The 12,086-nt window shown below is 69.8% G+C and carries 9 protein-coding genes; 4 read left to right on the plus strand and 5 right to left on the minus strand.

The genetic code is table 11. The features are described from left to right. Window positions 1–251: 251 nt before the first annotated feature. A complete protein-coding gene (locus AC3WG5_RS16015; protein WP_482580872.1) occupies window positions 252–680 on the minus strand; it encodes a hypothetical protein in 429 nt (142 codons plus the stop codon). Between the two features lie 392 nt (window positions 681–1,072). Between AC3WG5_RS16015 and AC3WG5_RS16020 the strand changes: the two genes are divergently transcribed. Beyond that, the gene (locus AC3WG5_RS16020; RefSeq protein WP_492569545.1) at window positions 1,073–1,774 is read left to right on the plus strand and encodes a pirin family protein; all 702 of its coding nucleotides are present in this window, start codon (window positions 1,073–1,075) and stop codon (window positions 1,772–1,774) included. A gap of 132 nt (window positions 1,775–1,906) precedes the next feature. Here the strand turns inward: AC3WG5_RS16020 and lon are convergent, their stop codons facing one another. The 4 genes from lon to AC3WG5_RS16040 all read right to left on the minus strand — a co-directional run bounded on the left by lon (window position 1,907) and on the right by AC3WG5_RS16040 (window position 9,983). Then, the gene (gene lon / locus AC3WG5_RS16025; RefSeq protein ID WP_492569547.1) at window positions 1,907–4,336 is read right to left on the minus strand and encodes an endopeptidase La; all 2,430 of its coding nucleotides are present in this window, start codon (window positions 4,334–4,336) and stop codon (window positions 1,907–1,909) included. Beyond that, window positions 4,333–4,752, minus strand: a complete 420-nt coding sequence (locus AC3WG5_RS16030) for an Hsp20/alpha crystallin family protein (RefSeq protein WP_492569549.1) — start codon at window positions 4,750–4,752, stop codon at window positions 4,333–4,335. Before AC3WG5_RS16030 ends, lon begins: the two co-directional genes overlap by 4 nt. Before the next feature lie 56 nt (window positions 4,753–4,808). Next, window positions 4,809–9,143, minus strand: a complete 4,335-nt coding sequence (locus tag AC3WG5_RS16035) for a DEAD/DEAH box helicase (protein ID WP_492569550.1) — start codon at window positions 9,141–9,143, stop codon at window positions 4,809–4,811. Between the two features lie 126 nt (window positions 9,144–9,269). After that, complete coding sequence (locus AC3WG5_RS16040) at window positions 9,270–9,983, minus strand: AraC family transcriptional regulator (protein ID WP_492569551.1); 714 nt, start codon at window positions 9,981–9,983, stop codon at window positions 9,270–9,272. Between AC3WG5_RS16040 and AC3WG5_RS16045 the strand changes: the two genes are divergently transcribed. The 3 genes from AC3WG5_RS16045 to AC3WG5_RS16055 are packed head-to-tail and all read left to right on the plus strand — an operon-like array spanning window position 9,973 to window position 11,754. Further along, on the plus strand, window positions 9,973–10,335 hold the full coding sequence (locus AC3WG5_RS16045) for an EamA family transporter (protein WP_492569553.1): 363 nt from the start codon (window positions 9,973–9,975) through the stop codon (window positions 10,333–10,335). The genes AC3WG5_RS16040 and AC3WG5_RS16045 overlap by 11 nt on opposite strands. Window positions 10,336–10,362: 27 nt before the next feature. After that, a complete protein-coding gene (locus AC3WG5_RS16050; protein WP_008954541.1) occupies window positions 10,363–10,632 on the plus strand; it encodes a MoaD/ThiS family protein in 270 nt (89 codons plus the stop codon). A 15-nt stretch (window positions 10,633–10,647) separates the two neighbouring features. Continuing rightward, entirely contained in the window at window positions 10,648–11,754 is a 1,107-nt protein-coding gene (locus tag AC3WG5_RS16055; RefSeq protein ID WP_492569555.1) for a WD40/YVTN/BNR-like repeat-containing protein, read from the plus strand. Window positions 11,755–12,086: the final 332 nt, after the last annotated feature.

Below are 12,086 nucleotides of genomic sequence, written 5' to 3' on the forward strand. Positions count from 1 at the left end.
CTTGGTTCGTTGGGTTATACCCTGATTGGATCACGCACAGCAACGGGTCAGGAGAAGGCTGCAAGATCGCCGCCGCGCCCGAGGTCACCCACGGGCGGCGACAAGCATGGGCGACGCCACCTGACGATGCGGTCCGGATGCGGTGCCGGGATGGCGGCCGCGGAGACGTCGTGTCGCGAGGTGGTCGTGAGCAAAGCGAAATGGGGCGTTAAAGAACACCCGCTGCGAGCGAGCGGGTGTTTTCGGCGGGGTTAGCGGTCCTCTTGCCATTTCCCCTTGCCATGGCCGTTGCCGTGCTCGTTACCGGGGTAACGGCGCTCGTCGCGGCGGCCATCGCGGCGGTCGTAGTCGTGCCGGCGGTAGCGTGGCGCGTAGACGTCGTTGTACCACTCATCGCGGACGAAATACACCGGCCGGCCGCAGGCGCGGTATTCGGCGCAGTGCTGGCGCCAGTGCTTGGCATGGCCGGGGGGAACGCGCAGGTAGATCGGTTCGTACACCACGGGCGAGCGCCGGATGATGACGGGTTCCGCATAGATGACGGCAGGCCGCGGGAAGTTGCCGATGTCGATCTGGCCGTAGAAATTAGGATCGCCGATGCTGATCGATACCCCGACATCGGCAGCCAGCGCCGAGGAGGTTGCCGCGGCGAATAGCGAGGCTAGCAAGAGCTTTTTCATCAAAGTCCTTTCCTTGAGCTGTGGTGCAAAACGCCGGGTGACGGACATCTCCAATCCATCCCAGTCTAAGACTTAGCTGACGGCATCGCTACTTGCATAGATTGTGATCGGCGCATAACGTTCCCGGCGCGCCGGCGCTGCCGCCTGGCAAGGCACGCGCCAAGCGGCACCCTCCCGGACGGGTTCGGCAGCGAAGTCGAACTCACGGTTGCGCTGCCCGGCCTGCCGTGCGACGAGGCGCAGCGCCGGGCCACAGCTTGGGCGCGGCGCAACACATCTAAAAATCAGATCAAATAGCCGTATTTTTTGCGTTATTCAATCGAAAAAATAACACCCATACTGACAGCCATGATGAATCGGGGCCGATACCGCCCCACCAACAGGAGCCGATCATGCTGAACGTCAGGAAAGCGAACGAACGGGGACATGCCAACCACGGCTGGCTGAATAGCTACCATACCTTCTCCTTTGCCAGCTATTTCGACCCCAACCACATGGGCTGGGGGCCGCTGCGGGTCATCAACGACGACACCGTGGCCGGCGGCAGCGGCTTTCCCACCCACGGCCACCGCGACATGGAGATCATCTCGTATGTGCTGGAAGGTGCGCTGGAGCACAAGGACACCCTGGGCACCGGCTCGGTGATCGTGCCGGGCGACGTGCAGCTGATGAGTGCCGGCACCGGCATCGCCCATAGCGAATTCAACCATTCGCACCAGGAGCCGGTGCATTTCCTACAGATCTGGGTGATGCCGGAGCAAAACGGCCTGCGTCCGAGCTACCAGCAACGCCGCTTCGAGACCGAGGAAAAGCGCGGCAAGCTGCGCCTGCTGGTATCGCCGGACGGCCGCGACGGCTCGCTGAGCATTCGTCAGGACGTGGCGCTCTACAGCGCGCTGATCGACGGCGAGGAGCAGGTCGAGTGGGTGCAGACGGCGCCGCGTCTGGGCTATATCCACGTGGCGCGCGGCAGCGTGAAACTGGACGGCTATCCCTTGCAGGCCGGCGATGGCGTCAAGGTACAGGGTGACTCGCGCTTGCTGCTAAGCGAGGGCGCAGCGGCCGAGGTGCTGTTCTTCGACATGGTGCCGTAAGCGCCAGGCGGGAAGCACCGCCCCGCCCCGCTGCTTTGGGCACCAAACCGCCGGATGCGGCGCCACGTGGCGCCGCATCCGGCAAATCCTGTCGCAGCACGCCCGGCCATGTCGCCGGCAAGCTGGGCAATATCAACCCGCGCTGTCCTGATGGTCCGGCGCGACGTCCCCGATGGCAAAACGCACCGCGTCCTCGACCCGGTCGAGCAAGACGAATTGCAGCTTCGCGCGCGCCTCGGCGGGCACGTCCTCCAGATCCTTCTGATTGCGGCGCGGCAGCATCACGGTGTGGATGCCGGCGCGCAAGGCGGCCAGCGTCTTCTCCTTCACGCCGCCGATCGGCAGCACCAGCCCGCGCAGGCTCACCTCGCCGGTCATCGCCACGTCGGAGCGTACCGGCTTGTCGGTCAACAGCGACACCAGGGCGAGGAACATCGCCACCCCGGCGCTGGGCCCGTCCTTGGGCGTCGCTCCAGCCGGCACGTGCACATGCACGTCGATGCCGGCGAGCGAATCGCCGGTCCAGAGCTTGGCCAGGGTCAGCGCCGCCTGCGCCGATTCCTTCATGACCTCGCCCAGTTGCCCGGTCAGGATCAGGCGCCCGCTGCCCGGCACCTTGCTGGCCTCGATGAACAGGATGTCGCCGCCCACCGGCGTCCAGGCGAGCCCCGTCGCCACGCCGGGCAGGCTGGTGCGCAGCGCCACCTCGCTCTCATAGCGCTGCGGGCCGAGGATATCGGCCAGGTCCGGGGCATCCACCGTGACGCGCTCGGCCTGTCCTTCGGCGATGCGCATCGCCACGCGGCGCAGCACCGAACCCAGCTCGCGCTCCAGGTTGCGCACCCCGGCCTCGCGCGTGTAGTCGCGCACGATCGCGCTCAGCGCCGCATCCGTCAGCCCAGCCTGTTCGGTCGTCAGGCCGTTGGCCTCGAGCTGGCGCCGCACCAGGTAACGACGCGCGATCTCGATCTTTTCCTCCTCGGTGTAACCGGGGAGCTGGATGATCTCCATGCGGTCGCGCAAGGGTCCGGGGATGGTGTCGAGCACGTTCGCGGTGCAGACGAACATGACCCGCGACAGGTCGAAATCCACCCCCAGGTAGTTGTCGCGGAACGTGCGGTTCTGCTCCGGATCGAGCACTTCCAATAGCGCGCTGCCCGGGTCGCCATGGAAGCCGCCGGCGCCGAGCTTGTCGATCTCGTCGAGCATCAGCACGGTGTGGGTGGTGCCGGCGCGGCGCAGCGCCTGGATGATGTTGCCGGGCAAGGCGCCGATGTAGGTGCGCCGGTGCCCGCGGATTTCTGCCTCGTCGTGCAGACCGCCCAAGGCGACGCGCTGGAAGGCGCGGCCGGTGGCGCGCGCGATGGACTGGCCGAGCGAGGTCTTGCCCACGCCGGGCGGGCCGGAGAAGCACAGGATCGGGCTCTTGCCGTCCGGGTTGAGCTTGCGCACCGCGAGGTACTCCAGTATGCGCCGCTTGATCTTGTCCAGCCCGAAATGATCCTCGTCCAGCACGCGCCGCGCGGCGGCGATGTCGATCGGCTGCGGCGCCTCCGCTTTCCACGGCAGCTCGGTCAGCCACTCAAGGTAGGTGCGCAGCATGGCGTACTCGGTGCCGCCCTCGCCCACGCGCTGCAGCCGCTTCAGTTCCTTCTCGGCATGCTTCTGCACCTCGGGCGGCATCCCGGCCGTGGCGACGGCCTGCTTCAGTTCCTCGATTTCGACCGCGCTCTCCTCGTCCTCGCCGAGTTCCTTCTGGATCTGCCGCATCTGCTCGCGCAGCATGTGCTCGCGCTGGCGCTCGTCGAACTGGGCGCGCGTCTTCTCGCCGATCTCGCGCGAGAGCTTGAGCACCTCGACCCGCGCCGACAGCAGCGCCAGCACCTTGTCGAGGCGGCGCAAGAGGTCGAAGGTTTCCAGGATGTCCTGCTTTTCCTCGACCTTGACGTCGATGAGGTTGGCCACCATGTCGGCCAGGGCCGCCGGCGAGTCGATGCCGCGCACCACGTCGCTCAGCTCGTCCGGCATATGGGGCAGCAGGCCGATCGCCTCGATCGCGCGCTCCTTGAGCTGCAGGAAACGCGCCTCGATCTCGGGCGTCATCATCTCCGGCTGGGCAATCAGCGCCACCCGCGCCACGAGGAAGGGCCAGCCATCGAGGAATTCCAGCACCTGGAAGCGCGATACCCCCTGTACCACGAGGTGATCGGCCCCTTCCTTGCCGGTGATGTAGCGCGCGATCAGTCCGGCGGTGCCCACCCAGTACAAGTCGGAAGGCCCGACCTCGGTTTTCTGCGGGTCGCGCTGCAGCAGGAATCCCACCTGCAGCTCGGTCTTCGCGGCCTCCTGCGCCGCCGCGATGGAGGCAGCGCGTCCGACCGTCACCGGCGACAGCACGCCGGGAAACAGCACCGCGCTGCGCAGCGGGATGAGGATCATCGCGTCCTCCGGCAGACGCTTGCTGCCGACGGCAAGCGGCGCCGCGGCCGGCGGTTGGGCCCCGGCGGACGCCCCGGGGGTCTCGTCGGTGCGCATGTGCTGCTGCTTGGACCAGTGCTTCATCGTGGAACCTCCCTTACTTTTCTGAAGGTCAATACCAGGCAACCATCCGCCAGTTCCGGCGGGGCCGGCTCGAGGATGTGCAGGGGCAGAGGGATGTGGCGCTCGAAGCGTCCGTAGGGAATTTCGATGCGGTGGATATGGGCCGCCCGGGAGGCGGGGAAGCGCCGCTCCGCCGCCACCGTGACCCCGCCCGGCTCGAACGCCACGACGATGGCCGCCGCGGGCACCCCCGGCAGGGCGACGTAGACGATCATGGCGTCCTCGCTCTCCACCACGTCGATCGGCGGCTCGAGGCAGGGTGTGCGCGCCGGGCCGCTGCGAAAGAACTGGCAGTGCAGCCGCTCGGCCTGCTCCAGCAGGGACAGGGCGTCGCCCCACATCCAGGACATCAGGTCGCGTGATCTCATGGTGTTCATGCCTCCCATGGGGGGTAAATGGCGTTCACGGCGCCGCTTTCAAGCCGGCGCCCGCGTCAGGAAAAATCCGCCAGCATCGGGGGGACGTGGCGCCGCAACAGCGCGTTGTGGGCGCTCCATTGCTCCTGCGCGTCCAGGGTTTCGAGGTAACGCACCTCGCCGGCGGCGAACACGGCGACCGGCAGGCCGTCGCGGAACAGCACGCGGTTGCCGGTGAGCGCCGCGAGCTTGGGCCCGGGCGTCAGGATGCCGACCAGGTTGAGCGGGTCGGCGCCGGACAGCGACAGCCACTCGCCAGTGGGCGGCTTGCGCCGCACCTCGCGCAGCAGCCCCACCGCCTCGGGCAGCGCGAACTGCTCGCCGGAGAAACCGGCGACGAAGCGGCCGCCGCGGATGTCGCCGCGCGCTTCGAGCCGGCGGTAGACGCACAACAGGTCGCGCCACGGCGGCAGCCAGTCGGCCTCGCGCTCCAGCACGCGCCAGAACACCACGCCGTAGCGGCGCAGCAGGGTACGCGCGACGTGCTCGAGCGCCTCGTCAAGGTTGGCCGAAGCCGCGCCGCGCCGCGCCAGCGCCCAGCGCCCGGCGTCCTCCATGCCGAACATCACGGTGCGGTGGTGGCGCCGGCGCGTGCTGCCGCCGCTGGGGCGGCGCCGCTCGGACGGCACCAGTAGCGCGCGCAGGCCGCCGAAGCTGTCGGCATTCACCAGCCCGACCGCCACCAGCTCGGCCAGCGCCTCTTCCACCTGCACCCCCAGCAAGTGCGTGCCGTCGCGCAGTTCGTCGAAGAACGAGGCGCCGTGCTGGCGAATGCAGTCGGCCACCGCCTGGGCCCGCCCGCTGAGCGGCGGCGCGTCCGGGGTGGCGGCGAGTTGCGTCCAGAGCTGGGCGTTGCGCCGGGCGAACAGCGTGATCGGCGTGGTGCGCACCGGCGTCACGCCCTTGCCGGCCTTGTCGGGCTGAACGCTGCGCGGCGTCAGGCGCGCCCACGACAGGCGCCCGGCCAGGCACAGGTCGTCCAGCCAGGCCGGCTCATAGGCCGGGATGCGCGCCGGCAACAGCTCGGTTTCCCAGGCGCCGGCCGGGGCCTCGTAGCCTTCCAGCTGGGTGGCCACCGCCGCCACCGCGTCCGGTCCTTCCATGCGCGAGTCCGCGGCCACGTGCTGCCAGTCGAACAGGAAGCGCAGGAAATCGCGCGCGGCCACCGGTTCGATCTCGGCGCGCAGCTGCTTGACGGTGTAGCGATGGATGCGCGCCAGCAGCCTCCGCTCGCACCATTCGTCGTCCGCCGCCTCGGCGGTGAAGCGCCCGCGCAGCGCGAAGCCCTCGTTTTCCAGCGCCAGCAGTGCGCCTTGTACCCGGCCCGGGTCTTCGCCCAGCGCATCGGCGCACGCTGGCCAGGTCATCGGCCCCAGGCCTTCGAGCCGGCCGCGCACGATCTCGACCAGGGCGGTGTCCGGCGTCCAATCGCGCTGGGGCTCGCCTTCCGGAGGGGAAATCGCCGGCTGCGGCTCAAGGTGCGGCCACAGCGCCCGGAAGGCGCTCAGCCGCTCGGCGGCGATCCACAGCGCCGCGCCGTCGTGCTGCACGCGCGCCACGCGCCGCTGTTTCGCCAGTTCCGCCAGCCACTCGCCCCAGCCCGGCTGCGCCGCCACTTCCGCCGCGGTGACGAAACTCAGCCACACCAGCGCGTCGTGCAGTTCGTCGGCGTTGGCGGGGTCCGGCCAGGCTTCCTCGCGCACCCGGGCGATGGCGGCCGGGTCGAGCCGGCCGAGATCGGCGGCGGTGTCCGGGTCGAGCCAGCGCCGGCTCATCACCGCCTGGGTGCGGCGCTCTTCCAGCGGCGCGTCGTCGAGGAAGGCGTAGGGCTTGGCGGTGAGCACCTCGAGCGCCAGCGGCGAGGGCTCGGTGAGGTCGCGCGCCTCGACGCGGATGGCGCCGGATTCGATGCCGGCCAGCAGGCGCTCGAAGCCGGCCACGTCCATGGCGTCGGTGAGGCAATCGGCCAGGGTCTGGCGCACCAGCGGGTGGTCGGGGATTTCGCGCTCGCCGACCAGGTTTTCGGCGCAGGCGAGCTGGTCCGGGAAGATCGCCGTGATCAGGTCTTCGGCGTTCATGCGCATCAGCTGCGGCGGCACCTTCTTGCCGCCGCGAAAACGTGGCAGCGCCAGGGCGATGCAGGCCACCCAGCGCCAGCGCGTGATGAACATCGGCGCGTCGAGCAGCGCCTGGATCAGCACCAGGCGCGCGCTGGCCGAGTGCAGATAGCGTGCCACCTCGGCCAGATCGAAGCTGTGCGCGGTGGTGAGCGACAGCACGATGTTGTCCTCGGTGGCGGCGGCCTGCAGCTCGAAGTTGAACTTGCGGCAGAAGCGCTTGCGCAGGGCGAGCCCCCAGGCGCGGTTGACGCGGCTGCCGTACGGCGAGTGAATTACCAGCTGCATGCCGCCCACGGCGTCGAAGAAGCGTTCGAACACCAGGGTGTCCAGCGTCGGCAGGCAGCCCAGCGCGGCGTGCGCCGCCGCCAGGTAATCGACCAGCTGGCGCGCGACCGGCGCGCCAAGGCCCATGTCGTCGAGCAGCCAGCGCAGCGCAGCGCCGCCTTGCGGGTCGTGCCGCAAGCGCTCGGCGGCCTCGGCGCGCAGCCGCGCCACCGCCTGCGACAGCTCGTCGCTGCGCCCCGGGGCTTCGCCGAACCAGAATGGGATCGACGGCGGCTGACCGTGTGCGTCCTCCACTCGTACCGTGCCGCGCTCGATGCGCAGGATGCGGTAGGAGTTGTTGCCGAGCTGGAACACGTCGCCAGCCGCGCTTTCCACCGCGAAGTCCTCATTCACGGTGCCGATGATGTGGTTCTCCGGCTCCAGCAGCACCTGGTAGTCGGCGGTGTCCGGGATGGTGCCGCCGCTAGTCAGCGCGGTGAGCCGGGCACCGCGCCGGCCGCGCAGCACGCGGTTGATCGCGTCGTGGTGGATCAGCGCGCCGTGGCGGCCGCGCCGGGTGCTGTAGCCTTCGGCCAACATGGCGAGCACGGCGGCGTAATCCTCCGCCGCCAGGGTGCGGTAGGGCCAAGCGCGGCGCAGGCGCTGGTACAGCGCGTCCTCGTCCCAGTCCTGCGCCGCCACCTCGGCGACGATCTGCTGCGCCAGCACGTCGAGCGGCTGCGGCGGGATGACGAGCTGGTCGAGCTCGCCGCGCCGCACGCTGTCGAGCAGCGCCGCGCACTCCACTAGGTCGTCGCGCGACAGCGGGAACAACCGACCCTTCGGGGTGCCGCTCACGGCGTGGCCGGAGCGGCCGACACGCTGCAGAAACGCCGAGATCGAGCGCGGCGAGCCGAGCTGGCACACCAGGTCGACGTCGCCGATATCGATGCCGAGTTCCAGCGAAGCGGTGGCCACCAGCGCGCGTAGTTCGCCGCGCTTGAGGCGCTGCTCGGCGTCCAGTCGCGCCTCGCGCGCCAGGCTGCCGTGGTGCGCCGCCACCAACGTCTCGCCCAGGCGCTCCGACAGGTGGCGCGTGACGCGTTCGGCCAAGCGGCGCGTGTTGACGAACACCAGCGTGGTGCGATGCTCATCGATCAGCGTGGCGAGCCGGTCGTACACCTGCTGCCACACCTCGCCCGACATCACCGCCTCGAGCGGCGAGAGCGGCACCTCCAGCGCCAGGTCGCGCCGCCGCGCGTGGCCGGTATCGATGATGGTGCAGTCCGCCGCACGGCCGCCATCCGCTGCGGCCCCGACCAGGAAGCGCGCCACCTCCTCGATCGGCTTCTGCGTGGCCGACAGGCCGACTCGCACCAGCCGGTCGCCGGTCAGCGCCGCCAGCCGCTCCAGCGACAGCGCCAGGTGCGAGCCGCGCTTGTTCGGCGCCAGCGCGTGGATCTCGTCGACGATCACGGTGCGGGTGGTGGCGAGCATCTTGCGGCCCGATTCGGACCCCAACAGCACGTAGAGCGATTCCGGGGTGGTGACCACGATATGCGGCGGGCGGTGGCGCATCTTCTCGCGCTCCGCCTGCGGGGTGTCGCCGGTGCGCACCAGGGTGCGGATCTCCACCTCGGGCAGGCCGCAGGCCGCGAGCTCGTCGCGGATGCCGGCCAGCGGCGTTTCCAGGTTCTTCTGGATATCGTTCGATAGCGCCTTGAGCGGCGAGACGTAGACCACCTGCGTCTCGTCCGGCAGCCCGCCGGAGAGCCCCTCGCGCACCAGCGCGTCGATGGCGGCGAGAAACGCGGCCAGCGTCTTGCCGGAGCCGGTCGGCGCGGCGATCAGCACGTGGCGGCCAGACTGTATCACCGGCCAGGCCTGCGCCTGGGCGGCGGTGGGCGTGGCGAAGGTAGCGACGAACCAGCGCGCCACGGCGGGATGGAAGAAGGGAAGCGGATTCACGCGTCACATCGCGGCAAAGGGGGACGCTTTCATGGTAGTGCAGCCGGCAAGGAGGAAGGGGCGATGCTTGGCGCCGCCCTCCCGCCAGTCCGCGCCGGCAACGCCTCGGCCCGTCCGCCCCGCCCCCTATGCTTCGCCGCGCAGCTGGCGCCGGTAGCGCTCCGGCGAGAACCCCATCTGCTTGCGGAACATCGCGATGAACGCCGAGGCGGTGCCATAGCTCAGGCGCGCGGCGATCTCCTGCACCGGCCAGCCCTCCTTCAGCCACGCCAGCGCCTGCAGCAGACGCACGCGGTTGCGCCACTGCACGAAGCTCATGCCCAGCTCGCTCTGGAAGCGCCGCGCCAGGGTGCGCTCGGTGCAGTACACCTGCTCGGCCCACTGCGCCAGCGTGGTGGCATCGGCCGGATCGAGCCGGATGGCGTGCAGGATTGGCGCCAATTGGCGGTCGGCACTCTCCGGCAGATAGCTGTCCTCGGCCCCCGCCCGTACCAGGTGCTCCACCAAAAGCTCCGCCTGGCGCACGTCCCAGTCGCCCGCCATGGCGGTCACGCGGCGCTGGCAGAAATCCTCCAGCAAGGCGCGCACCACCGGGGTCTGTGGAATCAGGCACGGCCCGGCCGGCAGGCGTGCCGCCAGCGCGGCGTGGACGTAGACCGAGGCGTACGCCATCGCCAGCCGCACGTAAGCCTCGTGCGGCAGGTCGGCCGGCACCCACACCAGGTAGTCGGCCGGCGCGGTCAGTTTGCGCCCTTCCAGCTCCAGCTCGATCAGGCCCAGGCTGATGCGGTTGAGCTGCCCCCAGGGATGGCGGTGCAGCTCGAAGCCGGTGTGCGGCATCCTGCTCAAGCGCTGGGCGCCGCCGTTCGGACCGTGGCTCAACCTGTACGTGCAAGTGCTGCTGGCGGTGGCGATGCTGGCGGCCTACTTCTGGATGCGCGGCATCGAACGGCTGGGCAGCGAACGCACCGCCATCTTCATGAACCTGCTGCCGCTGTTCACCGCCCTGATCGCCAGCGCCCTGCTCGGCAAAACCATCCACGCCCACCACTGGCTGGGCGGCGGGCTGATCCTGCTCGGGGTGAGCCTGACCCAGGGCGGCTTCGGCAGCGTGCTCAAGCGCGGGCGACTGCAGGCGGGGGGAGACCGGGCGCGGCGACGGGCAAGCCCGGCACCATGGCCTACACTGTGAAGATGTCCGTCGCCACCGCGTTTTGCCATGCCCCACATCACCTTCGCCGCCGCCATCCAGCGTCATATCGTCTGCCCAGAACGGGAGGTTGTCGCGCCGACCGTCGGGGCGGCGCTGGAGGCGGTGTTTGCACTACAGCCGGAGCTGCGCGGCTACCTCCTCGACGACCAGGGGCAGTTGCGCCGCCACATGGCCATCTTCGTCGACGGCCACGCCATCCGCGACCGCCAGCGCCTGGGCGACCACGTTGCTCCCGACAGCCGCATCTACGTGGTGCAGGCGCTCTCCGGCGGCTGATACAGGACTCCCGCCATGAACGACCGACTCCTCGTTGCCACGCGCAAAGGGCTGTTCATCCTGCACCACCGCGATGGCCGGTGGCAGACCACAGAGACCCATTTCCTCGGCGAACCGGTCAGCATGACGCTGGCCGACCCGCGCGACGACACGCTGTACGCCGCCCTCAACCTCGGCCATTTCGGCGTCAAGCTGTGGCGGCGCCGCGCCGGCGCCACAGACTGGGAGCCGTGCGCGGTGCCGCTGTACCCGCCGCAGCCCGACCCGCTGCCCGAGCCCTTGCCGGATCACCCGCCCGCCGCGCCCTGGTCGCTGCAGCAGATTTGGGCGCTGGAACCCGGCGGCCCCGACCAGCCGGGCGTCCTGTGGGCCGGCACCATCCCGGGCGGCCTGTTCCGCTCCGACGACGGCGGCGACAGCTGGGTGCTGAACCGCCCGCTGTGGGACAGCCCGGAGCGCGCGGAATGGTTCGGCGGCGGCTATGACGCCCCCGGCATCCACTCCATCTGCGTCGACCCGCGCGACAGCCGCCACCTCACCCTCGCCGTCTCCTGCGGCGGCGTGTGGCAGAGCCATGACGACGGCGCCAGTTGGAGCTGCACCAGCGCCGGCCTGGAGGCCGACTACATGCCGCCGGAACGGCGCGAAGACCCCAACATCCAGGACCCGCACCGCATGGTGCAATGCGCGGGCGCGCCCGAGGCGCTGTGGGTACAGCATCACAACGGCATCTTCCGCTCCCGCGACGGCGGCGCGCAGTGGCAGCGGCTCTTCGCCCAACCCTCCAGCTTCGGCTTCGCCGTCGCCGTGCACCCGCTGGAGCCCGACACCGCCTGGTTCGTCCCGGCCGTCAAGGACGCATGCCGTGTCCCGGTGGACGCCCGCTTCGTCGTCACGCGCACCCAGGACGGCGGCGCCAGCTTCGAGCCCCTGGACGACGGCCTGCCGCCGCCCCCGGCCTACGATCTGGTCTACCGCCACGGCCTGGCGGTGGACGCCACGGGCCTACGCCTGGCCATGGGCTCCACCACCGGCGGGTTGTGGCTGAGCGAAAACGGCGGGGAGCACTGGCAGTGCCTGTCGGCGCACCTGCCGCCGATCTATTGCGTGCGCTTCGGCTGAGCGTGTGGCCACGTCCATGGCCTTGCCGCCCATCGAAGCGGACACCCCCTGCCCCCGGTCCCGGCGGATGACCCCGTCTCGCCGGCTGCCGATGCGGGCCGGTACGAGCGCCCACCGGCTGGCTGCACGCCGATTTTATCGGCCCGGCCAGGATGATTTTTGTTGCGTCGACCCCGACAGCTATACTCAATCATCGCAGCAACAAGTAACAAGAATGGTCGTGGCGTGAGACATGCCGTGCGAAACTCCCCCATGCGTTTACCCGCCTCCCACCGTGGCAATCGGCCGGTGGGAGGCTTTCACGTTGCCGCCGCCTCCAGGGCGGCGTACCC

This window comes from Pseudogulbenkiania sp. FW507-F1 (assembly GCF_058781125.1).

Coding starts and splice junctions, on each gene's coding strand:
- AC3WG5_RS16015 (WP_482580872.1), bottom strand. CDS start 680: ATGAAAAAGCTCTTGCTAGCCTCGCTATTCGCCGCGGCAACCTCCTCG.
- AC3WG5_RS16020 (WP_492569545.1), top strand. CDS start 1,073: ATGCTGAACGTCAGGAAAGCGAACGAACGGGGACATGCCAACCACGGC.
- lon (WP_492569547.1), bottom strand. CDS start 4,336: ATGAAGCACTGGTCCAAGCAGCAGCACATGCGCACCGACGAGACCCCC.
- AC3WG5_RS16030 (WP_492569549.1), bottom strand. CDS start 4,752: ATGAACACCATGAGATCACGCGACCTGATGTCCTGGATGTGGGGCGAC.
- AC3WG5_RS16040 (WP_492569551.1), bottom strand. CDS start 9,983: ATGCCGCACACCGGCTTCGAGCTGCACCGCCATCCCTGGGGGCAGCTC.
- AC3WG5_RS16050 (WP_008954541.1), top strand. CDS start 10,363: ATGCCCCACATCACCTTCGCCGCCGCCATCCAGCGTCATATCGTCTGC.
- AC3WG5_RS16055 (WP_492569555.1), top strand. CDS start 10,648: ATGAACGACCGACTCCTCGTTGCCACGCGCAAAGGGCTGTTCATCCTG.